The organism is Lentilactobacillus diolivorans DSM 14421 (assembly GCF_001434255.1).
In the GTDB taxonomy this organism is placed as follows: Bacteria; Bacillota; Bacilli; order Lactobacillales; family Lactobacillaceae; genus Lentilactobacillus; species Lentilactobacillus diolivorans.
In genome coordinates, this window is the sequence record NZ_AZEY01000093.1 from 60,422 (window position 1) to 83,528 (window position 23,107).

A 23,107-nucleotide genomic window follows, 5' to 3' on the forward strand; every position below is an offset into this window, starting at 1 on the left:
GCACTCCTTAATTAAGACTTCAAGAATTTTAGGTAACGATCAATGACTCGATCAGTTGCATGACCGTCATTGTAAGTATTCCAGTAATGGTTGAAATCACTAAAATTAGTTGACTCATAGTGAATGATTTGATCACGTAAGTCATGTATCGTTGTAACGGGTTTAGTTGGTAACCAATCCATAAAATTGTCTTGGATACCAGGATTATTTTGATAATTTTTCATATCAAACATAAAGAAAATTAGTGATTTGGCATTGGGTAACAAAGTAAAATCAAAGGCAACTGATGAATAATCGGTCACCAATGTATCAGTAACTGTCAATAAGTCATTGGTCGCAAGTTGATGATAAAACTTAATCCTTGAGTTGCCGGTCTCTCTCATCAAATTTTCTTTTTCCCTTAAAATTGGATGAAATTTAACAACCACCATTGCATTTGGATCTGCTGCCAACGCGTCCCCGATGCCTGCCGGTAATTTAAAAGCTTGATTTTCCCGGTATGTAGGTGCATATAAAATGACTCGTCGATTTTTCAGTTCCGGAGCGGCTTGATAAATTCGCTCTCGAGCTGTCTGACGCCACCCAGAGTCAACGTATTGATCAGAGCGCGGATAGCCCAGCAACTTAATTTTATCAAAGTCTTCACGATAACTTCGAGTAAACACATGACCCATAGCTTTTGAAGCAACGATATATTCGTCAAATTGATTGTAAACTTCCTGAAATCGCTTCTGATCAGACTTCGAACGATACTTGGTTGTTGGATCTTCCCAGCCAAATTTTTTAATGGCTCCGTTTGCATGCCAAATTTGAACAATCTTGGTCATTTTTAAATGGATAATCCCGCCAAGAAATGCATAATAATTATCACAAAAAATTAGCCTGGCACCCATTATCAGTGGCACAACATCCAGAACCAATTTAATACCATCTTTAAATGGTCGGGTTCTAATACCAAAAGCTGCCAAATCAGTTGCTGCCGCTTCAGTATCCGGATGGTATAAGACAACAAATTCAAACGTATTAGGCAATCTTTGCGCGAGTTGTTTGATGAAATCTACGTTATTATCAAAGCTCATCAAATAAATCACCTTATTTTTGGGTCGCCAAATGTTGATCAGCGAAAGAAAATGAATCAACCACAGATATATAACTTTCAACTTTTTTCACCGTATTTCAGTATTTTGTGAATCACACACTGAAGTATTATAACATAATCTTTTCATAGATTTTTTTTCTTAAATAATCTTAAAAAACAAGTCGTTATCAAGTCACTTCACCGTAATTAAATTAAGGTTTAGGTTCATAGAATCTCCCTAAAATTTTAACTGAATCCGATATGCTTGCGAATGCATTTGGATCAGATTCCAGTAACGCTTCCTCAAGTTCGTTCATTTCATATCTTGAAATTACTGTAAACAAAATTGTCTTGGCATCATGACGATAAGCCCCTTCTGCATTGTGAACAATCGTAATACCACGGCGCAAATGATTCTGAACACTATCAATAACAGTGTTGGGGCGATTAGTAATAATCATGACTTGCATTCGTTGTTGCTTGGTAAATGTCATATCCATGACCCGGGCATTCACAATCAAACTGAGGACGGAATAAAAGGCATATGGCCAGCCATAAGCAAAACCTGCAGCAATCACGATTAAAGCATTAAAAGCCATATTGATTGTCCCAATGGATTTCCCGGTTCGTTGACGAATCACAATTCCCAAGATATCAAGTCCACCAGTCGAAATACTATTCTTCAAAGCCAATCCGGTTCCAAAGCCATTTACGGCACCTCCAAAAATGGCACAGATAATTGGATCATGTGTCAATGGAACTGGATGCAATAACTGAATCATAAAGCTGGAAAGAAAAACGGTAATTACCGTAAAAATTGTAAATTCATGCCCAATGGCGCGCCATGCTAAGAAAAAGAGTGGAATGTTCAGCAGGAATAACCCAAGCCCGGTGGAAATTGTAAAAGGGAATGCCCGTGAGCTAATTGTATTTAGCAGCTGGGCAAACCCGGTGACACCCGAGGAATAAATGTGACCCGGATCCCAGAAAAAATTAACGGCAATAGAGACCAAAATACCATATGTTAACGACATAGAGGCTTTGGTTAAGTATGTATGCCGACGCATAAGTTTTGAAACGTCATCCATAAATATTTTCCTTTCATTTGGGTAATTACATCATTAATAATGATTACTGCCTAATGATAACCGTAACAAGCAAAAATAGCACGAAAAAATCCTGTAATCAAAGTACGATCACAGGATTTTTAGCAATCATCAAACCTAATAGGATTTAATTAGTATGGTTTTGACCACTGTTTTCACTTAAATTAAAGTAACCAATACAATTGGCATTCACAGTTAAAGTAACAACCCCACAATAATCATATTGTCAGAAGATAATGACCGATCTTTTTTGGAACATCACAACTGATAAGACTCAAATACGAAATAATAAATCTGAAGAATTATTTCTTTTCATCTTGATCAGCCACAAAGATCCCCAAGTCTTGGAGTTGCTTGTTAGCAACTGGAGAAGGTGCACTAGTAAGCGGTTCAACAGCTTTTGAATTCTTAGGGAACGCAATAACGTCTCGGATATTCTCACGATCAGCTAACAGACGAACAAATCGGTCAAGGCCGATTGCAAGACCACCATGAGGCGGGAAACCATAGTCTAAGGCCGTTAAGAAGTAACCAAATTGGGCTTCGGCTCTTTCTTTAGTAAATCCAAGGGCTTTAAACATCCGCTCTTGCAACTTTCTGGTGTGAATACGAATCGAACCACCACCAAGTTCAAGTCCATTTAAAATAATGTCATAACTTTGGGCATATGCTTTATGAGGATCCTCATCGTCATTCATTAAGTAATGAACATCCTCTTCATTAGGCATTGTGAACGGATGATGGGCAGCAACATAACGTTTCAAATCAACATCCCAGTGGAATAACGGCCAATTAACGATCCATAGGAAGGCAAATTTTGACTCGTCAATCATCTTTTGTTCTTTTGCGATTTGAACCCGTAAGTAAGCCAATGTATCGGCCACAATTCGACTATTATCAGCAGCAAACAAAAGTAAATCTCCAGGTTTGGCTTCTGCTTTGTCCAAAATCTTTTGTCTTAAGTCAGCATCTTTGAAGAATTTGGCGATGGGGCCGTTAAAGCTATCGTCAGTGACTTTTAACCATGCTAATCCTTTAGCACCAAATCGTTCAACGTAGCTTGCCAAGGCATCTAAATCTTTACGTGAGTATTTATCAGCACCACCAGGAACTGCGATTGCCTTAACTTGGCCACCGTTTTTAACTGCATTGGCAAATACTTTGAAATCAACATCCTTCATGATTGCAGACAGGTCTTTTAACTCCATACCGAAGCGGACGTCAGGTTGGTCGGTTCCAAACCTGGCCATTGACTCATCCCAATCCATTCGCTTAAATGGCAGCTTAACATCTTTACCCATTGCATCTTTCATGACCTTGGCAATGAACCCCTCAGTGACATCCATGATCTCTTCTTGATCAGCAAATGACATTTCCATGTCAATTTGCGTGAATTCAGGTTGGCGGTCACCACGCAAATCTTCATCTCGGTAGCAACGAGCAATTTGATAATACTTGTCAAAACCTGCCCCCATCAACATCTGTTTAAATTGCTGAGGTGATTGTGGCAATGCGTAAAATGACCCTGGATAAACTCGGGAAGGAACTAAATAATCACGAGCGCCTTCGGGAGTTGATTTGGTCAATGTTGGCGTCTCGATATCAATAAAGCCTTCGTTGTCGAAGAAACTATGAATAGATTGAATAATTCGGTTTCTTAATAAGATATTGTATTGCATTTCGGGACGGCGTAAATCCAAGTATCGGTATTTTAACTTTAAATCTTCCGAAACGTTAATTCCGTCTTCAATATAGAAAGGCGGTGTTTTTGAGACAGCTAAAATTTTAGCTTCGGTGATGTCCACCTCAACCTTACCAGTCTTCATTTTAGGATTAATTTCTTTTGGATCACGAGCAACTACCTTACCCCGAGCTTCAACAACATATTCGCTCCGAAGCTTGTCGGCAACTGCTAAAGCATCTTTACCGTATTCCTCACTAAAAACTAGTTGAAGAATTCCTTCTCGGTCACGTAGTTCAATGAAAATTAAGCCACCAAGGTCACGACGCTTTTGAACCCATCCTTTTAAGACAACTTCTTGGCCGATTAAGGTTTCGTTAACTAAGCCAGCATATGTGGTTCGTTTCATCTCTAATCAATCTCCTTGTCATTGAAATATTTAGTAAGTACAGTATCAAAATCTTGTAAAATTTCACTTATGGGAACCGTTACTTCTTTGCCACTGGCCATAGACTTTACATTGGCTGTTTTAGCCTTTAATTCACTTTCACCAATTGTGATCGTAAATTGAGCGTTTAATTTATTAGCTGTTTTAAACTGGGCTTTCGGCTTACGGTCAAGATAGTCACGATCAGCAGCAAAACCATCCGATCGCAATGATTGAACAATTTGTAAAGTTTCAAGACTGGTCTGTTCACCAATCCCAACAACATAAGCATCTAGTTGATCAAGAACCGGAAACTTAACTTTTTGAGCCTCCATTAAAACCATTAAACGTTCCATTCCAAGACCAAATCCAATCCCAGGCATCTCCGGACCACCCAACTGCTCGACGAGTCCATTGTAACGGCCACCGGCACAAATGGTCGTATACCCTTCGCCAAGGGCCTTAGAATCAACCATGATTTCAAAAATGGTGTGTGTATAGTAATCAAGTCCCCGAACCATGTCCGGATCAATTACGTATGGAATCTTTAAAGCGTCAAGTAAGTGCTTAACTTGGTCGAAATGTTTCTTTGAATCTTCATTCAAATAATCGAGAATGGAGGGGGCACCCTTTACAATTTCTTGATCATGCTTGTCCTTGCTGTCTAAGACCCGAAGTGGATTCTTATGTAATCGAACTTTGGAGTCTTCACTAAGTTCGTCAAAATGCGGATCCAAATAATCAATCAGCGCTTGACGATAAGCAGCTCGTGAGGCTTGATCACCCAGACTATTGATAGTAAGCTTCAATCCTGATAGACCAAAGTGGGATAATAAGTCCATCCCCATTGCCATTACTTCAACATCCAACTCAGGTTCATTACTCCCGAAAGCTTCAACACCAATTTGATGAAATTCTCGTTGTCGACCTGATTGAGGACGTTCGTAACGAAACATTGATCCCATGTAAAAGACTTTAATTGGTCGCGGATGTTCGGGTCCGTATAATTTATTTTCAACAAAAGCACGAACAACGCCTGCAGTGCCTTCTGGACGCAGACTCATGTGACGATCGCCTTTATCCTTGAAATCATACATTTCCTTGGTCACAATGTCAGACGTGTCACCAGAGGTTCTTGAAAAAACATCAAAATTTTCAAACATTGGTGTTCGAATTTCTTGATAACGATAATCGTTAAATAACATTCGGGCAGTCTCTTCGACATAAGTCCATTTTTTGGCCTCATCTGGTAAAATATCAGCCGTTCCTTTGGGTCGTTGATATCTCATACTATTTCCTCCCACTTAATTTCCGAAAAAAAAGCCCCCTGTCCATCGACAAGGGTGCTTTCGCACGGTACCACCTTAATTAATACTCTAAGAATAACGCTCGCGCGAATAGCATTCACTATTAACCATTGTTAGCAAAAAGTGTCACTTCAAAATATTTACCACGTTTTCTCAGCATACAAACGTTCTCTGTTTTTGATAAACATCCCTACTGTTCTTTTTTCGGTTGAATATTTAACTGCCTTTAAGATTAGTTGACTATTCAACAATTGTCAAGGACAAATTAATTAACCCAAAGTGTCCAGCAACCATTATAATAAAAATACATATACATATTGGAATGGAAGAAAAAACGTGAAAAAAATTAAGGATAACAAAAGTTGGGTAATTGCAACCGGCATTATCATCGTCACATTTGCCGTCATGCTTATTGCGCTTTATTCAAACTCGGTCACTGTTAAGGTTAATCAATTGAACATTCGTAGTGGACCGTCAGTGACATATACGGTTAAGGCGAAAGTAAAAAGAGGTCAGCAATTACAAGTTATCAGTCGGAAAAATGGCTGGATCAAGGTGATTTATCGTCATCGAATTATTGGTTGGGTCGCTTCATGGCTGGTAACAAATTCTAATGTTAAAGATGTCACCAAATTATCCGAAGCCACGATTGTTTTAGATCCTGGCCACGGTGGTTCTGACTCAGGCGCATTATCAACGACTGGCCAACCGGAGAAAAAATACACGTTGGAAGTCGCCAAACGCGTTGCAAAGAAATTGCGAAACCGAGGTGCCAAAGTGATTTTGACTCGAAAGTCTGATCAAACCGTTTCCCTATCAGCAAGACCTCAGCTGGCAGAATCAAGTTTGGCAAATGCATTTATCAGCTTTCACTTTGATTCTTCAGACATTGCTAATACCGCATCTGGTTATACCTGCTATTATTATCGTCACGGTGCTTCGCAACAACTTGCCAAAAGTATTAATGCAAAAATGACTAATCTTGCATTAACTGATCGTGGCGTGGAATTTGGCAATTTTCTTGTCATTCGGAATAATTCCGTTCCCGCAATCTTGATTGAGGGTGGCTATATCAACACCAATAAAGACTTTAAATTGATTAGTAACCCTAAACATCAAAACCAGTTTGCAAACGATGTGGTTGCTGGATTAAACCACTATTTTAAAAACAATCATTAAGGAGGCTCTTACGTTGACAATTAATCAAGATTGGTTGGCACAGCTGCCGCTTGATCACGTTGAAAAAATTAAATCGGTCTCGGGTGGTGATATTAATGATTCTTATTTACTTGAGACAAAAACAAATCGTTATTTTATGAAAGTTCAACCTGGGCGTGGAGAAAAATTCTTTGCGCATGAAATCGAGGGTTTAAACCTTCTGGGGGCCATTGCTAATACGCCTGAAATAATTGCAAGCGGTGAGGTTAATCAAGATGGCTACTTAATTTTAAATTGGATTGATACAGGGCGCGGCAGCCAATTTGAATTAGGAAAAATGGTTGCCACCGTTCACCAACAGCATGTTCCAAGATTTGGATTAGATCATAATTTCACTGCCGGAAAATTGCCTAAGATTAATACGTGGCAATCTGACTGGGTTACTTTTTATATTAATCAGCGCTTAAAGCCACTGGTAAATTTAGCCATAAAAAATGGTCGCTGGAATGATTGGCGTCAAACACACTTCCAATCACTCTGCGACCAATTTGCCACATATTATACAACTCATCAAGTCATTCCCAGCTTGCTTCACGGCGATTTATGGGCTGGCAACTATATGTTTGAAAAGACCGGTGAGCCAATGTTAATCGATCCGGATGTTTTCTATGGGGATCGGGAATTAGATATCGCAATGACCACAATTTTCGGTGGATTTGATCATGACTTCTATGAAGGATACAACAGTGTCTACCCGCTTTTAAGAGGCTTAAACCAGCGAATTAGTTGGTACCAGCTCAATTACTTATTGGCGCATTTAAACCTCTTTGGCGAATCCTATGGATCAATGGTTGATCAAATCTTGGGAAAATACTAGGATTTTGATAACCATGGAATGAGTTCCACCAGCGCGGTAATTTTTATTTCAGGATTTCCCGAATCAACAATGATGCCGTCTGGATCGAACAAACAGGCAGCAATATTGGCATTATGCCCAGCCGCAACGTCTAGTTTGCGGTCACCAATCATGATTGCCTTTGTTCGGTCGACATGATTTCTATCTGCCAACCAATTGATAGAGTCGGGTTGTGGCTTACGCGGTAATTTTTGATTTGAGGTAACATAATCAGTAAAATATTTTTCCAGATCAAATTTTTTCAATAATGTTTTAGCTTGGTTATCCCGATGAGTGAGCAAATAATTATCTCCGTGCAATTGCTTGACGAGCTCAAACACTTTTGTAACCCCCGGAAAAGGTTTGGCATCGGTCACCATTTCAACTTGATAGCGTCGGTTCAATTTTCGCAATGTCGTTTCATCAATACTGTAAAAAGCGGAATACTTACGAATAGCTGTGCCAACATCATGTTGCCGCATCGTAGTGTAAATATCGTGCTCATCAATTTCAATTTCATCAACATTTAAATCACCAAGCGCTTTAATGAAGGCTTGAACCATCATTGGATACGTGTTAAAAAGTGTTCCGTCAAAATCCCAAAATAATTGATTTATCATTTTTTAGCCCCTTAAAAAGGTCGAACCCAAAAAGTTCGACCTTTTATTTTTATTTGAACTTAATTGACTCCGACTCCGTTAAAATACAGATCTGTTTAATGACTACTTATCTTGTAAGTTATTTATTTTCTGTATCCAAAACAATCGTCACCGGCCCATCATTTTGCAGATCAACCAACATGTCAGCACCGAAAGTACCAGTCTGGACTTCTAAATCATCTTCGCGAAGCCGATTATTAAACTGTTCATAAATTTTGTTAGCGTGCTCAGGCTTTCCGGCCTGCGTGAAACTGGGACGATTTCCTTTTTTAGTATCAGCATACAATGTGAATTGTGAAATTGACAAAATGGCACCGTCAACGGCATGAATATCCAAATTCATCTTATCATTTTCATCTTCAAAAATACGCATCTTGCTAATTTTGTGGGCCAGGTAGTCTACTTCAGCATCACCATCTTCATCACGAACCCCAACCAATAATAAATAGCCCCTCTGAATCTTACCATGAACCTGGCCATCAATTGATACGGAGGCGCTTTTAACTCTTTGCAATACAACTTTCAACTTATTGACTCCTTACCTGAATTTTCTTTCAACTAGGTAAACATCAGGAATGATCTTGAGATTATTCACTAAACGATCAAGCTGTTCTAAGTTCCTAACGCCAACTAACAATGAAATGGTGGCCATTTTATTATTATCAACCTGCCCGTTTACTGACGAAACAGTCTTTGTAACATTATTAACGGTTGTGAGGATATTAGTTAACAAACCAGCCCGATTATAGCCCTGAACGGAAAGCGCTGCATCATAATTAGTCCGATCTCCCGGATCGTTTGCCCAGGAAACTTCGATTAACCGTTCGCCATTTTGTTCGGCCTTGGCAATGTTGGGGCAATCAACGCGATGAACTGAAACCCCACGCCCCTTGGTAATGTAGCCAACAATTGGATCGCCCGGAACCGGCGTACAACAATGACTAAGCCGAACTAACAGGTTGTCCACTCCTTCAATAATAATCCCATTGGAAGCCTTTTGGCGCTTTTTCTTTTTGGCTGTCTCAGAGGATGTTTCAGAAATGGTTTGATGACCCTCAAGCACTTCTTTTTCTGCTTGGTCTTGGCGTTGCCGCTTTTGCCGATCTCGTAAATCTTGTGTCAGTCGGTTTACTACGCCAGTAGGCTGAAGATCGCCAAAGCCGATTGCTGCCAGCAAATCTTCCGCATGTTGATAATGCATATTCACGGCCGCTTTTTCAAGGTTTTCGGGTGCCATGACATCATGGGCATCAAAGCCGGCTTCACGAAGTTTTCTAGTAATGATATTTTTACCATTTTCGATATTTTTGGCACGGTCTTCTAATCTGAAATACTGCTTAATCTTGTTACGGGCTCTTCTTGTATGAACAAGTGGAATCCAGTCACGGCTTGGTCCGGCTGAGCTTGTTGATGTAATAATATCAACAATATCACCATTTTTAACCTGATGATCCAACGGCACAATTTTACCGTTAACTCGAGCACCAGTTGTATGATTACCAACTTCTGTGTGAATCATATAGGCCATATCAAGTGGTCCTGCACCCTTAGGCAATTCAAAAACATCGCCCTTGGGAGTAAAAACATAGACGTGGTCACCAAAGAGCTCTCCCTTGACGCTATCCATAAAATCAGCAGCATCATCAGTGTCTTCTTGAAGTTCAATAATTTGTTTGAACCAATTTAGTTTATTGTTATCTTGTGACGTTTTAACCTTGCTTCGAATACCTTCTTTGTAAGCCCAGTGAGCAGCAATACCAAATTCAGCAACCCGATGCATTTCTTCGGTTCGAATTTGAACTTCCAAGGGCTTTCCTTCAGGTCCAATAACGGTAGTATGCAAAGATTGGTACATGTTGGCTTTTGGCATTGCAATATAATCTTTGAACCGTCCTGGCATTGGTTTCCATTCTGAGTGAATGGCACCCAAAACGGCATAGCAATCTTTAATTGATTGAACAATCACCCGAATTGCCAGTAAGTCATAGATTTGACTAAACTGTTTGTGCTTCTCAACCATCTTTCGGTAAACAGAATAAATATGTTTAGGACGGCCATAAATTTCACTTTTAATATCAAGGTCTGAAATGGCCCGCTTAACTTCATCAATTGCGTTTTGAATATAGTCCACCCGTTGGTCTCGTCGAGAATTCATTAAGTGAACAATTCGATAATATTGTTGTGGGTTGAGATACCGCAGTGAAATATCTTCCAGTTCCCATTTGATCGTTCCAATACCTAACCGATCGGCAATTGGTGCGTAGATTTCAAGAGTTTCTTTAGCAATTCGCCGTTGTTTGTCTGGACGCAATGATTTAAGAGTTCGCATATTATGAAGTCGATCGGCTAATTTAACGATCATTACCCGAATATCTTTACACATTGCCAGTAACAACTTTCGATGATTTTCAGCCAGCCGTTCCTCACTTGACTTGTATTTAATTTTAGAGAGCTTGGTAACTCCATCAACAATTAAGGCGACATCATTACCAAACAATTCTTTAACGTCACTTAATTCAACACCGGTATCTTCAACAACATCATGAAGAAACCCTGCTGAAACAGTTTCTGGATCCATATGAAGGTCAGCTAAAATTCCTGCCACTTGAATCGGATGAGTAATGTATGGCTCTCCTGATTGGCGACGCTGGTCATTATGGGCAATCTTTGCGAATTGATATGCCCGTTTCACTTGGTCAACATGTTCTTTATTCATATATTCAGAAACTTTTTTGATGACATCATCTGACGTCCAGACTTTAGTCCCCATTTTATCAACTCTTCTCACTCTGTTTATCCTAAAAGGACAATAGGTTTTTACTCTTTAATTTATTTATCGAACCCAGTTAAAGGATAGCTCATTTGTAACTATCTTATCATCATTTTACTTCTAATTCAGCTTCTCATGTTAGTGTATCAACTCGGTCATCATTGAAACAGCGCTTAAGAAGTATAGTGGTGCTGTTTCTGTTCGCATAATCCGAGGACCTAAACCAACCGAAATAAAGCCATGATTAGTCAGTTGTTGGATCTCTTCCGGAGAAATCCCTCCTTCAGGTCCAAAAATTCCTACCAGCGATTGATGCGCGGTAAGTTGACTTAGGCTGGCAACCAACCGACTTTGCTCACCAACCTTTGCAGACTCCTCATAAGCAACAACTTTTGCGTCAAACGGTTCTGCTAACAACTGTGCCAGATCATTAAAATAGTGGACTTGAGGTATCACGTTTCTGTGGGATTGTTCTGCAGCGCTGAGTGCAACTTCATTTAAATGATGAATCTTTTTTTGATACTTTTGTCCCCAATTAACGACCGACCAAGCCATAGGCATGAAAATAATTTGATTAGCGCCAAGTTCTGTTGCCTTCTGCACAACCCATTCAGGTTTGTTTTTCTTTGATAGACCACTAACAATTGTGACATTGACAGGGAGCTCAACATTGACATTTAACGCGGCTTCTATCTGTGCTGTTACTGAATGATTCTCAACCTCAATAAGTTTAGCACGAAAGACGTGATGGTCGTTGCCAACCAATTCAATTCGGTCATTAATTGTTGCTCTCAACACCCGTGCCAAATGATGACTAATATCACTCGGAAGGTTAATGATATCTTTTGGTGCGATTCGTTGATCTAAAAAATAATGTTGCATAATTAATCTTCACCCTTTGGCTTTTGTGCAATAATGGCATACCAATCTTTCATATTGAGAATTTCAGTAATAACAAATCCGTTTTCCTGCAATGACACCTTAATCGTTTCAAACTTATCCTTAATAATACCAGACGTCAGGAAATAACCGCCAGGCTTTAAATTTTTGAATGCTTGAGCAACGAGCGGAATGATGATTTCTGCTAAAATATTCGCAACAACAATGTCAACTTGTTCATGAATGCCAGTTAATAAATTATTGGCAACAACTGTAATATCCTTAGCAACAGGATTGAGTCCCATATTTTTCTTGGCCGAGGCAACGGCGACGTTATCAACATCCAATGCTTTTACCTCGGTTGCACCTAACAGTTTAGCGGCAATACTTAACACACCGGACCCTGTTCCAACATCTAAAACCGACTCGTGACCCTTCATGATGATCTCGAGTGCTTGCAGAGAAAGCTGCGTTGTTGGATGGGTCCCGGTACCAAAAGCCATTCCAGGATCTAAGCGGATTATTTTTTCTTCAACTGATTTTGGCGAGTAGTCTTCCCAACTTGGAACAACCGTTAAATATCGGGTGACATGAACAGGATGGTAGTACTTCTCCCAGGCAGTTTTCCAGTTCTCATCAGCTACATCATTAACCGTTACCTCTGCAGGCGCCGGATGAAGGCCAAAATGTACTAGTCCCTGTACCTGGGTTGTTATTTGGACAACCTGATCAGTAATTGATTGATTATCTGGATAATATGCCGAAATAATTGCACCCTTACTAATATGTGATAAATCTGCCGGATCCACAATTTCACCGTGTGGGCCATACTTTCCTGGTTTAAGTTTGGCAAAATCTGCTGCATCTTCAATTGACACGCCGGAAGCACCATGTTCCATTAAAATATTTGCAACAGCTTCAACGGCTTCACTACTGGTGATTACTGATACTTCTGTCCACTGCATTTAAATTCCTCTTCACTTTTCAAGATTGATAATTAGAATACAAAAAGAGCACCCTCACTTGGATGCCCCATCCGTTACTTGATTCTGTTGTTTCTCTGCTTCACGAGCGCGAACTTTTGCTTCATGCTTTAACAGATGACCCTCTAAATAACGTAATAACTCAGACTCATTGTAAAAGATCCGGGGATGTTTTTGCTTGTGGAGACGCAAATCAATCTCATTAATTCGCTGCCTGCCGGTCCATTTATGGCTGTATCGAATGATTAGCCGATTATTCAAATGGTCACGGCCAAATCGAAAAATATAGATATTATCTGGAGTAAGTAAGGGGCGAATATACTCTTTTTTGTAGAAGTAACCATTTTTCCGTAAATACTGTTTTGTTCGACTTAGAATAGTAAACACCTCCTAGTTACAAAATTTTAATAATGGTTTTATAAATCAAATCGAATTAAAAACGAATTAATATATATAATAATGGAATATGAGGGAAAACGCAAACATTTTGTTAATTTTACCAACTTGATTTAAATCATACCTTTATCCTATTATTGAGTAAAGGAGCTGAAAAACATGGAACTTTTTCGCGTACGTTTTATCAACAAAATTCGACCAGATACAATTGAGATCCGTTACCGGGCAACCTTAGAATCCCATTCAAGCGACACAATTTTCGAAGGGCATCAGCTGTTCCATCGACGTTATTTAAAATATCAATTATTAAAAACCGGTGAAGTAGCATTACATTCAATCAATAATATTTTTTCCGCAATTCCAGATGATTTTGTGTTAGACAAAATTAGTTTTGAGCAATCTCATGATCGAAGCATCCTCGAGGTCCCTTCGAAGTCATCATTTGATAAGTATGTTATCGAACATCATTACTTAAATCGAGTGATCTGCCATGAAAACAAATCAAACCAACCCATCATTGATACGAAAATTATCACTGAGCTGAGAATTGGTTAAATGAACAATGAAACAATTTTTGTTAGTTTAAACGCTCACTGAATAATTATCAAGTCCCCAATCTCATTTTAAAGTTTATTACAAGCTTTTAAAGGGCTGCTTTTTCTTTGAGATAACAACAATTAATTTCCTTGTTATGATTATCAAATCATTTGGAACCCGCTTTGGAATGCTTTATTTGACAAATATATGACAATTGTCATATGGTGGAACTAAGAAATACGGAATATATATGATGAGAAAAAATAAAGAAATCATTTTAAATTCTAGGGGGAATTGATCATGACAAATCAATTATTTTTTAATCAATCTCAGGTAGTTACTCATGGACATTAAGGACAAATTACAGGCGATTGTTGATGGGAATGACAGTGCTTACCAAATTCAGCAATTTACTGGTGTTAGTTCATCAATCATTATTCGGTTACGAAACCATTTACGGTCAATTGACAATCTTTCGCTTAAAACTGCTGAGAGATTGTCTGAATACTACGATTACCGCATGGTTAGTATGGAAAAAATGGCTTTTGGGCAAAAACAGTTGCCACATTTTCGCCATCGCCTAATTAATCGACTTCAGCAACTTTATGAAGTCCAGCAGAGAAAAGCTGAGTCCTCATCGATGTTTGATGAAACAGCGCTCACGGTGGTAATTGAACAACTCTTTAATGATGTTCTTAGCGACAAAGTTGAACTGGGACGATTGGATAAGGTATACCAGGCCCAACTTAATGACAACAAAAAGCCGACAAAACTAAGTTAACAGTTAAGTAAATTCCAAGCTAATCACTTTTCTAGAGCTGAATCATGTTGACTTGTAAGCCATTTTCATTTCAAAATACAATTAACTAAATACAGTAAAAGGTTACCTCTTCGAACTACTCACAAATTGAGTAAATTAAGGGGTAACCTTTTTGATAACTTATTAAACTTTTAAAACGTGAATTTTAAGTAGGAATATAGCAGGAATTCCATAACTTTTTGTAAGCATGTGAATACCACCAACGCTTACTTACCGCCCTTTTCTTCTTCATCCGTTTGCAAAACTGCCATGAAGGCTTCCTGAGGAATATCGACTTTCCCCACTGCTTTCATTCGCTTCTTACCGACTTTTTGCTTCTCTAATAGTTTCATCCGACGTGTTCGATCTCCACCATATAGCTTGGCAGTAACGTCTTTTCGGTAAGCTTTGATGTTTGTACGAGCAATTATTTTTGCGCCAATTGAAGCTTGAACAGGAATTTCAAAGTTTTGTCTTGGAATAATATTTTTTAATTTACCAACAATGTCACGAGATCTGGTCGCAGCGAATTGCCGATGAGAAATAAAGCTCAGCGCATCGACCTTTTCACCGTTTAGCAGAATGTCAATTTTGACCAAATCACTCGGTCGGTAATCTTCCATGTCATAATCCAGTGATGCATAGCCCTTTGTACTAGACTTTAATTTATCAAAAAAGTCGAAAATAATTTCAGAAAGTGGCATATGGTAAATCACATTCACTCGATACTCATCTAAGTATTCCATAGTATCAAAGATTCCCCGTCTGTGTTGGCAAAGCTCCATAACTGGGCCAACATATTCATTGGGTACCATAATTGTTGCCTTCACATATGGTTCGGAAATTGTTTTAACTGAAGAAACATCAGGCATCTCCGATGGATTTTCAACCTTCTTGGTAGTACCATCTGTTAATTTAACCTCATAGGTAACTGAAGGTGCGGTTGTAATTAATTCGAGATTAAATTCTCGTTCAAGTCGTTCTTGAACCACGTCCATATGAAGTAAGCCCAAAAAACCGCATCGAAAGCCAAATCCCAGTGCTTTGGAGATTTCTGGTTCAAACTCTAATGCCGCATCGTTTAACTTGAGCTTTTCCAATGCTTCTCGCAGGTCATCAAATTTTGCGTTATCAGTCGGATAAAGCCCTGCATAAACCATTGGATTCATTTCACGATAACCTGGTAGTGCTTTCTCAGCCGGATCGTTAGCGTTCGTGACCGTATCACCCACTCGTGTCTGAGTAATATCTTTAATACTGGCCGTAATATACCCAACATCGCCTGACATTAAGTAGTCACGCTTAACTGGTTTAGGTGAGTTCACACCTACTTCAGTCACTTCATATTCGCTACCACTATTCATCATTCGTATCTTGTCTCCGGGCTGGACAGTACCTTCGAATAAGCGAACGCTTAAAACAACCCCTCGGTAGTCATCATAAACCGAATCAAATACTAAAGCTTTGAGAGGACCAGTCACGTCTCCGGTTGGTGCCGGAATTTTCTGAACAATTTGTTCTAGTAATTCCGGTACACCAACCCCTTTCTTAGCGCTTGCCAAAACGGCGTCTGAGGCATCAAGGCCAATAACATTTTCAATTTCTGAACGAACTTTTTCAGGTTCAGCCGATGGTAAATCAATTTTATTGATAACTGGCACAATCTCCAAATTATCATCCAGAGCTAAATAAACGTTGGCAAGAGTCTGAGCTTCGACCCCTTGAGCAGCATCCACCACTAAAATAGCACCCTCACACGCTGCGAGACTCCGTGAAACTTCATATGAAAAGTCAACATGTCCCGGTGTATCAATTAGGTGAAATTCATAATCGTGACCATCTTTAGCATGATAAGTCAATTCTACGGCATTCAATTTAATCGTAATGCCACGTTCACGTTCCAAATCCATGTTATCAAGAAGTTGGTCTTTCATATCTCTCTTGGCAACTGTGTCCGTCATCTCCAAAATTCGATCGGCTAGTGTCGATTTCCCATGGTCAATGTGAGCAACAATGGAAAAATTGCGAATATATTTTTGATGATCCTTCATTTTTTGTAAATCCATGTTGATTTCTCACTTTCATTCGTTTGTCATTATTTAATATCCCTAACCCTTCTAGTCTAATGAAATATCGTTAGTCTGGCAAGGAAAAGTGGGCATTAAACAATCTCATACGTCATTGATTCGATAAATTCAAATCTTAACGAACAGTGATAAAAGTTGTGTGCCAAACTGTCGTTGTATGAGATATCCGTGCCTGCAAAATTGTTTTTTATGATTACAAACAATGAGGTTGGAACAAATGATAACTTGTCCCAACCTCATTGTTTTTTAAGGATACAATGGTTCACCACAATCAAAAATAGCTTTTTTAGGTTCATTGTCTTAAAAAGAAACAATCACTTAACGATCACGCCCAGCACTATTTTTTATCAAATGCATCCTTTACTTTGTCAAAAAAATTACTACCACCCTTGCCGCCGAGGCTTTCACCACTAGCTTTAGCAAATGCCTCAAGAGCAATCTTCTGTTCCTTATTCAGTGTTTTAGGTGTTGTCACGTTAACTGTTACTCGTTCATCACCATTGCCATTTCCCCTTAAGTGAGGAGCTCCCTTGCCCTTCAAACGAAAACTGGTTCCGGTTTGAGTGCCTGCAGGAATCTTTAATTCAACGTCACCATGGACCGTTTTAACCTTAATCTTTCCTCCAAGCGCAGCTCTGGCAAAACTAATTTGTTCATCGGTATAGATGGTTGACCCATCACGAGTAAAGTCCTTGCTTGGCTTGACTCTAAAGATAATATACAGATCACCATATGGGCCACCATTAACACCGGCTTCACCTTGACCTTGAAGTCTCATTTGCTGTCCATCATCAATGCCGGCGGGAACATTGACTTCGAGTTCATGACGCTCATCAACACGGCCACGACCCCCACAAGTTGGGCATTTTTCCTTGATCTCTTTGCCTGTTCCATGACAAACTGGGCAAGTTTGTCGAGATTGCATCCGACCGAGTGGCGTGTTTGTTTCAGTCACAATGAAGCCGCGACCACCACATCGAGAACAAGTGACAGGAGAAGTTCCAGGCTTCGCACCCGTCCCACCACATGTTTTACACTGAGCCTCGCGATTATACTTAATAACGGTCTTTTTACCAAAGATAGCTTCCTTGAATTCAAGGGTCATTTGGTATTGCAAGTCACGACCTTGTTGAGGTGCAGAAGGGTCAGCATTCTGTTGGCGACCACCAAAGAATTGACTAAAAATATCATCAAATCCAAAACCACCGCCATCAAAATTACCAAAACCACCGGCACCACCGCCAAATCCACCTGCTCCTGCAGCACCATCGGCGGATCCATATTGATCATAATTTGCACGCTTCTGTGGATCACTTAACGTTTCATATGCTTCGTTAATTTCCTTGAACTTGGCTTCTGCATCCGGCGCTTTATTGATATCGGGATGCCACTTTTTAGACAGCCTACGATAGGCATGTTTTATTTCATCGTCACTGGCGTCTTTGGAAACTCCGAGAATTTTGTAATAATCTTTACTTGCCATTAGAAACTCCCATCTTCATTCAATTGTTTATCCATGATAGAATACCATATTTCAACAAAAAGCCAAAGCCAGCTGGCCTTGACTTCTTGTTAAGATAAATTTAGTAATAATGATTATTTATCTTTGTTATCATCGTGGACTTCGTGGAAGTCACCATCAACGGTGCCATCGTCGCCCTTACCTTTGTTAGCATCATCAGAGGAGTTCGGTTGACCATTTGGTTGGCCGGCTGTCCCTTGACCATCCTTAGGAGCCTGTTGTTGATATAACTTAACGGCTAGGTCTTGAACGATTTTATTTAAATCATCTTTCTTAGTCTTCATATCATCAACATTGTTATCTTCTTTGGCTTTCTTGAGGGCGTCACGGGCATCTTCCGCCTTCTTAATTTCATCATCGGAAACCTTTCCTTTGACTTCTTTAAGTGTCTTGTCTGTCTGGAAGATCAATTGATCGACTTCGTTATTCAAATCAGCTGATTCTTTACGTTGCTTATCAGCCTCTTCATTCTCCTGAGCTTCTTTCATCATCTTTTTAATTTCATCATCTGAAAGGCCGGAAGAATCTTTAATGGTAATCTTTTGCTCTTTACCAGTTCCCTTGTCTTTGGCAGAAACGTTAACAATTCCGTTCTTATCAATATCAAAGGTAACCTCAATTTGAGGGATTCCTCTAGGAGCAGCAGGAATGTCTGTCAATTGGAATTGACCTAAGGTTTTGTCATCGGCTGCCATTGGTCGTTCACCTTGAAGGACATGGATATCAACAGCGGGTTGATTATCAGCAGCAGTTGAAAAGACTTGTGACTTGCTGGTTGGAATCGTTGTATTACGGTCAATTAACTTAGTGAAGACACCACCCATGGTTTCAATTCCAAGTGATAATGGTGTGACATCAAGTAAAACAACATCTTTAACATCACCAGTAATAACACCACCTTGAACCGCCGCACCAAGTGCAACAGCTTCGTCAGGATTGATTGAATGGTTAGAATCTTTGCCAGTCCATGACTTAACAGCTTCCTGAACGGCTGGGATTCGAGTTGAACCACCATTTAAAATAACTTGATCAATATCTGAGGTACTCAAGTTAGCATCTTTTAAGGCGTTGTCAAATGGTATCTTTGTCTTAGCAACTAAGTCATGTGTCAATTCATTGAATTTTGCACGAGTTAAAGTTGTTTGCAGATGTAGCGGACCACTTTCTCCAGCAGAAATAAATGGTAAACTGATTTCTGATTCGGTTACACCTGAAAGATCCTTCTTAGCCTTTTCAGCAGCATCCTTTAAACGTTGAAGGGCCATCTTATCTTTAGAAAGATCAACACCATTTTCTTTCTTAAAACCATCAACCAACCAATCAATTACACGTTGGTCAAAGTCATCACCACCAAGGTGAGTGTCACCATTAGTTGAAAGAACTTGGAAAACACCGTCGCCTAATTCAAGAATGGAAACATCAAATGTTCCACCACCTAAATCGTAGACTAAAATCTTTTCATCCTTATCTTGTTTATCAAGACCATATGCCAAAGCAGCAGCAGTTGGTTCATTAATAATTCGCTTGACATTTAAACCAGCAATTTTACCGGCATCTTTAGTTGCTTGACGTTGGGCATCGTTAAAATATGCTGGAACAGTGATAACGGCATCAGTAACTTTATCACCCACGTAATCCTCAGCAAACTCCTTGATATATTGAAGAATCATTGCGGAAATTTGTTGTGGGGTATATTTTTTACCATCAACGTCAACGGTGTAACCTTGTTCACCCATATGACTCTTAATTGAACGAACAGTATTTGGGTTGGTAATTTCCTGACGTTTTGCAACTTCGCCAACCTGTGGCTTACCATCCTTAAATGCAACAACCGATGGTGTTGTTCGTGAGCCTTCAGGGTTTGCGATGATCTTGGGTTCATTGCCTTCCAAAACGGCAACGGCTGAGTTAGTAGTTCCTAAGTCAATACCAATAATTTTATTACTTGCCATAGATAAATAATCCTCTTTTTCTTTAAAGATTTATTTTGCAACAACAACCATTGCTGGTCGAAGTACTCGATCCTTCAATCGATAACCATTTTGTAAAATTTGGATAACTGTATCAACCGGATGATGATCATCGGCTGCCGCAGTTTGAACAGCTTGACTGAATTTAGGATCAAATGGTTTATTCAACGCTTCAATGACCTCAACGCCATTATCACTTAAGGCTTTGGTAAGGTGTTCATAAACCATTGAAACACCCTTTTTGAGTTGCTTGCCGCTGTCATCGGTAACATCAACGGCTAATGCTCGCTGAAGGTTGTCAACAATCGGCAAAATATCATGTGCTAATTGTTGGCCATCATATTTTATTAAATCTGCCTGTTCCTTCTTGGCATGATTTTGAATATTTTTCATATCAGCTTCAGCTCGAAGAAACCGATTTTCCATTTGGTCATATTTCGTTTGTAAATCGGTAACCTGTTGTTTTAATTTTTTTATTTCGCTTGAACGATGATCAGTGGCCGAATCAGCATTTGAATCCTTTTTAGTCAATTTATCATGATTCTTCAATTGATCCTTAGATTTTGTTGATGGGTCTTCCTGGGGTGTCTCATGATCCCTTTTTAATGAATCATCCTTTTTTTCTGCCAAACAATCGCCTCCTTGCATTAATCATTATCATCATCGTAATAGCCGAGCAACTTCTTGGTTAATTCTTCACGAAGCGCACCGACTATGCCAATAATTTTTGAATACGGCATTCTGGTTGGCCCAATCACAGCAATAATGCCATGGCCATACTCATTCAAATCATAAGTTCCAGTAATAATACTATAATCCTTTAACAGGTCATTTCGTAATTCACTGCCAATTCGAACTTGAACATCATTAGAATTAGTATTCATAATCTTTTGAACGGTATCTTCCGTGTCTAGCAAGTTATATAACGGTTTTAGACGATCGATGTTTTGACGTTCGGCAAATCTCAACAGATTCAGTTTGCCATCGACATGAATTCGATCCCGGCCCGCTTCATTCAACATTTCACCAAATATTTTTAAGAATCCCTCTGGTGTTTGAATATACTTGGTCATTAACATTGGAATGTCAAATTTCAGCTTGTCAACAACCTGTTGCAGTGGTTTGCCAACTAATTCTGAATTAATAATGTTAACCATCGTCTCCAACTGCTCGGACGACACATTCATTAATCTAAAGATCTTGTCGACAACGTGACCGGTATTTGTCACAATAATAGCCATTACCTGGCGATCGTCTAATTTGACTAATCGAAATCCGCCAAGTTTTAATGTATCCCCTGGTTCCGGATTAAAGGTTACTGCCATATAGTTCGTTAAATCGGATAATACTTTTGCCGATTCCTGAATAATCTCGTCAATCCGATTAAACTCGCTGTTAAACGAACTTTTAATTAAATCCTCCGCACTATCATCCAACGGATCTGGTTGAACAAGGTTATCGACATAATAACGATAACCTTCAATAGATGGAATTCGACCAGACGAGAAATGCGTTTTAGCGATTAAACCTTTTGATTCAAGTGCAGCCATGTCATTTCTGACCGTCGCGGAACTAACGTGGGTCGGAAATTCAGAAGCTAATGCCTTGGAACCAACTGGCATCCCTGTTCTTGTGTAATCACGAATGATTATTTGAAGAATACTTTTTTGCCTATCCGTTAGCACCTAAATCACCTCTTTTTAGCACTCAATAAAGTCGAGTGCTAAGGCACATTTATAATTTAACAAACCAACTGTTATAAGTCAAGGAATTATCGTATATTTTAGCATTAATTTGTTCAGAGTGCTAATAGTGCTAATTTAAAGTATTGGGGTGATCATTCATATATTTTCGAGTCGTTTGATTATCCTCGTCTAACTGATTGATCAATTGCTCTGGCGTTTCAAATTTAATTTCATCTCGAATGTAGGAAAGCCAGTTGACTCTGACAATCTCACCATAAATATTCTGATTAAAATCAAGCAAATTGATTTCAACGGTCATTGGATGGCCATCTGAAAATGTGACATTCCTACCAATCGATGCCATCCCCAAGTATTTTCGATCAGCAATTTCGACGGTTACAACATAAATGCCAATTTTAGGTAACCATTGATACTCAGAATGTTCAACGTTAGCGGTCGGATAGCCTAAAAGACGACCGCGTTCTTCACCATGGACAATAACTCCTTTTGTCTGAAATGGCCTACCTAATAAACGATTAACCTGCTTGACATCACCGGAATCCAAGCCAATTCGTATCCTAGTGGAACTGACTTTTTTTTGGTCAATTTCAATTGGTGGAACAGTGATGACTTTAAAAGCACCATTAACAAAGGTTGGTAAGTTGGCCATCGTCGCAGTTCTTTTATCACCATAAGTATGATCGAAGCCAGCAACAACTGCTACTGCATTAAACCGCTCAAGAAAATTTGTGATGAATTCTTTTGGCTGCTGACTTTGAAATGCATGGGAATAGTTTACTAAGAATACTTTTTGAACGCCGAATGCGTCAAACAATGCCATTTTGTGATCCAACAGTGTAATATAACGTTTTTCATGTGCTGACATCTTTTTATAAACCAGTGCTGGATGATGATCGTAGGTTAACACCGCAAAAGTTGCACCCAGTTTCACAGCTTCATCTTTTGCTCGCTGAAAAACTGCTTGGTGTCCTCTGTGAAAACCATCAAAAAAGCCCATTGCAATGACGGTTTTGTCATTAAACTTGAGCTTATCATCCAACGGATAATGAAGTTTTATAATTTCCATATTTACAACTCACCTTTTAATTAAGTAACGCGTTGTGCTAGTTATGAAACATTCAAGCATAGCGGCCAAGTTTCAAGCCGC

General features: G+C 39.3%; 20 protein-coding genes. 4 read left to right on the forward strand and 16 right to left on the reverse strand.

Annotated elements, in window-relative coordinates; translation table 11 throughout:
* Nucleotides 1-11: 11 nt before the first annotated feature.
* The 4 genes from FC85_RS11690 to hisS all read right to left on the reverse strand — a co-directional run bounded on the left by FC85_RS11690 (nt 12) and on the right by hisS (nt 5,581).
* Nucleotides 12-1,160 carry a CDP-glycerol glycerophosphotransferase family protein gene (locus tag FC85_RS11690; protein WP_057865721.1) on the reverse strand — a complete coding sequence of 383 codons (1,149 nt, stop codon included), beginning with the start codon at nt 1,158-1,160 and terminating at the stop codon, nt 12-14.
* Nucleotides 1,161-1,290: 130 nt separating this feature from the next.
* Nucleotides 1,291-2,166, reverse strand: a complete 876-nt coding sequence (locus FC85_RS11695; RefSeq protein ID WP_057865722.1) for a YitT family protein — start codon at nt 2,164-2,166, stop codon at nt 1,291-1,293.
* A 320-nt stretch (nt 2,167-2,486) separates the two neighbouring features.
* Nucleotides 2,487-4,274: an aspartate--tRNA ligase gene (gene aspS, locus FC85_RS11700; protein ID WP_057865723.1), complete on the reverse strand. Its 1,788-nt coding sequence runs from the start codon at nt 4,272-4,274 to the stop codon at nt 2,487-2,489.
* Nucleotides 4,275-4,276: 2 nt separating this feature from the next.
* Complete coding sequence (gene hisS / locus FC85_RS11705) at nt 4,277-5,581, reverse strand: histidine--tRNA ligase (protein WP_057865724.1); 1,305 nt, start codon at nt 5,579-5,581, stop codon at nt 4,277-4,279.
* Between the two features lie 354 nt (nt 5,582-5,935).
* Here hisS and FC85_RS11710 point away from each other — a divergent pair, with 354 nt between their 5' ends.
* Together FC85_RS11710 and FC85_RS11715 are read left to right on the forward strand one after the other, a co-directional pair.
* On the forward strand, nt 5,936-6,778 hold the full coding sequence (locus FC85_RS11710; RefSeq protein ID WP_057865725.1) for an N-acetylmuramoyl-L-alanine amidase family protein: 843 nt from the start codon (nt 5,936-5,938) through the stop codon (nt 6,776-6,778).
* Nucleotides 6,779-6,791: 13 nt separating this feature from the next.
* Nucleotides 6,792-7,634: a fructosamine kinase family protein gene (locus FC85_RS11715; protein WP_057865726.1), complete on the forward strand. Its 843-nt coding sequence runs from the start codon at nt 6,792-6,794 to the stop codon at nt 7,632-7,634.
* Here the strand turns inward: FC85_RS11715 and FC85_RS11720 are convergent.
* The 6 genes from FC85_RS11720 to FC85_RS11745 form a co-directional block, all read right to left on the reverse strand.
* A complete protein-coding gene (locus tag FC85_RS11720; protein WP_057865727.1) occupies nt 7,631-8,272 on the reverse strand; it encodes an HAD-IA family hydrolase in 642 nt (213 codons plus the stop codon). The genes FC85_RS11715 and FC85_RS11720 overlap by 4 nt on opposite strands.
* 118 nt (nt 8,273-8,390) lie before the next feature.
* The gene (gene dtd, locus FC85_RS11725; protein WP_057865728.1) at nt 8,391-8,837 is read right to left on the reverse strand and encodes a D-aminoacyl-tRNA deacylase; all 447 of its coding nucleotides are present in this window, start codon (nt 8,835-8,837) and stop codon (nt 8,391-8,393) included.
* Between the two features lie 12 nt (nt 8,838-8,849).
* Nucleotides 8,850-11,081, reverse strand: a complete 2,232-nt coding sequence (locus FC85_RS11730) for a RelA/SpoT family protein (protein ID WP_057865729.1) — start codon at nt 11,079-11,081, stop codon at nt 8,850-8,852.
* A gap of 138 nt (nt 11,082-11,219) precedes the next feature.
* Nucleotides 11,220-11,963 (reverse strand): 16S rRNA (uracil(1498)-N(3))-methyltransferase, encoded by a 744-nt coding sequence (locus FC85_RS11735; RefSeq protein WP_057865730.1) that lies wholly within the window; start codon nt 11,961-11,963, stop codon nt 11,220-11,222.
* Between the two features lie 2 nt (nt 11,964-11,965).
* Complete coding sequence (gene prmA / locus FC85_RS11740) at nt 11,966-12,925, reverse strand: 50S ribosomal protein L11 methyltransferase (RefSeq protein WP_057865731.1); 960 nt, start codon at nt 12,923-12,925, stop codon at nt 11,966-11,968.
* 54 nt (nt 12,926-12,979) lie between these two features.
* Nucleotides 12,980-13,330, reverse strand: coding sequence for a hypothetical protein (locus FC85_RS11745; protein WP_083485130.1), 351 nt, complete (start codon nt 13,328-13,330; stop codon nt 12,980-12,982).
* A 168-nt stretch (nt 13,331-13,498) separates the two neighbouring features.
* Between FC85_RS11745 and FC85_RS11750 the strand changes: the two genes are divergently transcribed.
* Nucleotides 13,499-13,894 (forward strand): hypothetical protein, encoded by a 396-nt coding sequence (locus tag FC85_RS11750; RefSeq protein ID WP_057865732.1) that lies wholly within the window; start codon nt 13,499-13,501, stop codon nt 13,892-13,894.
* 325 nt (nt 13,895-14,219) lie between these two features.
* Nucleotides 14,220-14,657, forward strand: a complete 438-nt coding sequence (locus FC85_RS11755; RefSeq protein WP_057865733.1) for a hypothetical protein — start codon at nt 14,220-14,222, stop codon at nt 14,655-14,657.
* A 245-nt stretch (nt 14,658-14,902) separates the two neighbouring features.
* On the opposite strand, the gene lepA is transcribed toward FC85_RS11755, so the two are convergent.
* The 6 genes from lepA to ribF all read right to left on the reverse strand — a co-directional run bounded on the left by lepA (nt 14,903) and on the right by ribF (nt 23,026).
* Nucleotides 14,903-16,741 (reverse strand): translation elongation factor 4, encoded by a 1,839-nt coding sequence (gene lepA, locus FC85_RS11760; protein ID WP_057865734.1) that lies wholly within the window; start codon nt 16,739-16,741, stop codon nt 14,903-14,905.
* A gap of 358 nt (nt 16,742-17,099) precedes the next feature.
* Nucleotides 17,100-18,245, reverse strand: coding sequence for a molecular chaperone DnaJ (dnaJ, locus tag FC85_RS11765; RefSeq protein WP_057865735.1), 1,146 nt, complete (start codon nt 18,243-18,245; stop codon nt 17,100-17,102).
* Between the two features lie 113 nt (nt 18,246-18,358).
* Nucleotides 18,359-20,236 carry a molecular chaperone DnaK gene (gene dnaK / locus FC85_RS11770; RefSeq protein WP_057865736.1) on the reverse strand — a complete coding sequence of 626 codons (1,878 nt, stop codon included), beginning with the start codon at nt 20,234-20,236 and terminating at the stop codon, nt 18,359-18,361.
* Between the two features lie 30 nt (nt 20,237-20,266).
* Entirely contained in the window at nt 20,267-20,884 is a 618-nt protein-coding gene (grpE, locus tag FC85_RS11775; protein ID WP_057865737.1) for a nucleotide exchange factor GrpE, read from the reverse strand.
* A 17-nt stretch (nt 20,885-20,901) separates the two neighbouring features.
* Nucleotides 20,902-21,939, reverse strand: coding sequence for a heat-inducible transcriptional repressor HrcA (gene hrcA / locus FC85_RS11780; RefSeq protein ID WP_057865738.1), 1,038 nt, complete (start codon nt 21,937-21,939; stop codon nt 20,902-20,904).
* Nucleotides 21,940-22,069: 130 nt separating this feature from the next.
* Nucleotides 22,070-23,026: a riboflavin biosynthesis protein RibF gene (ribF, locus tag FC85_RS11785; RefSeq protein WP_057865739.1), complete on the reverse strand. Its 957-nt coding sequence runs from the start codon at nt 23,024-23,026 to the stop codon at nt 22,070-22,072.
* Between the last annotated feature and the right edge of the window lie 81 nt (nt 23,027-23,107).

Bases quoted from the DNA above. Each gene is read 5' to 3' on its own strand.
- aspS (WP_057865723.1), bottom strand. From the start codon at position 4,274: ATGAAACGAACCACATATGCTGGCTTAGTTAACGAAACCTTAATCGGC.
- prmA (WP_057865731.1), bottom strand. From the start codon at position 12,925: ATGCAGTGGACAGAAGTATCAGTAATCACCAGTAGTGAAGCCGTTGAA.
- hisS (WP_057865724.1), bottom strand. From the start codon at position 5,581: ATGAGATATCAACGACCCAAAGGAACGGCTGATATTTTACCAGATGAG.
- FC85_RS11720 (WP_057865727.1), bottom strand. From the start codon at position 8,272: ATGATAAATCAATTATTTTGGGATTTTGACGGAACACTTTTTAACACG.
- FC85_RS11755 (WP_057865733.1), top strand. From the start codon at position 14,220: ATGGACATTAAGGACAAATTACAGGCGATTGTTGATGGGAATGACAGT.
- lepA (WP_057865734.1), bottom strand. From the start codon at position 16,741: ATGGATTTACAAAAAATGAAGGATCATCAAAAATATATTCGCAATTTT.
- FC85_RS11695 (WP_057865722.1), bottom strand. From the start codon at position 2,166: ATGGATGACGTTTCAAAACTTATGCGTCGGCATACATACTTAACCAAA.
- dnaK (WP_057865736.1), bottom strand. From the start codon at position 20,236: ATGGCAAGTAATAAAATTATTGGTATTGACTTAGGAACTACTAACTCA.
- FC85_RS11730 (WP_057865729.1), bottom strand. From the start codon at position 11,081: ATGGGGACTAAAGTCTGGACGTCAGATGATGTCATCAAAAAAGTTTCT.
- FC85_RS11750 (WP_057865732.1), top strand. From the start codon at position 13,499: ATGGAACTTTTTCGCGTACGTTTTATCAACAAAATTCGACCAGATACA.
- ribF (WP_057865739.1), bottom strand. From the start codon at position 23,026: ATGGAAATTATAAAACTTCATTATCCGTTGGATGATAAGCTCAAGTTT.
- dnaJ (WP_057865735.1), bottom strand. From the start codon at position 18,245: ATGGCAAGTAAAGATTATTACAAAATTCTCGGAGTTTCCAAAGACGCC.
- FC85_RS11735 (WP_057865730.1), bottom strand. From the start codon at position 11,963: ATGCAACATTATTTTTTAGATCAACGAATCGCACCAAAAGATATCATT.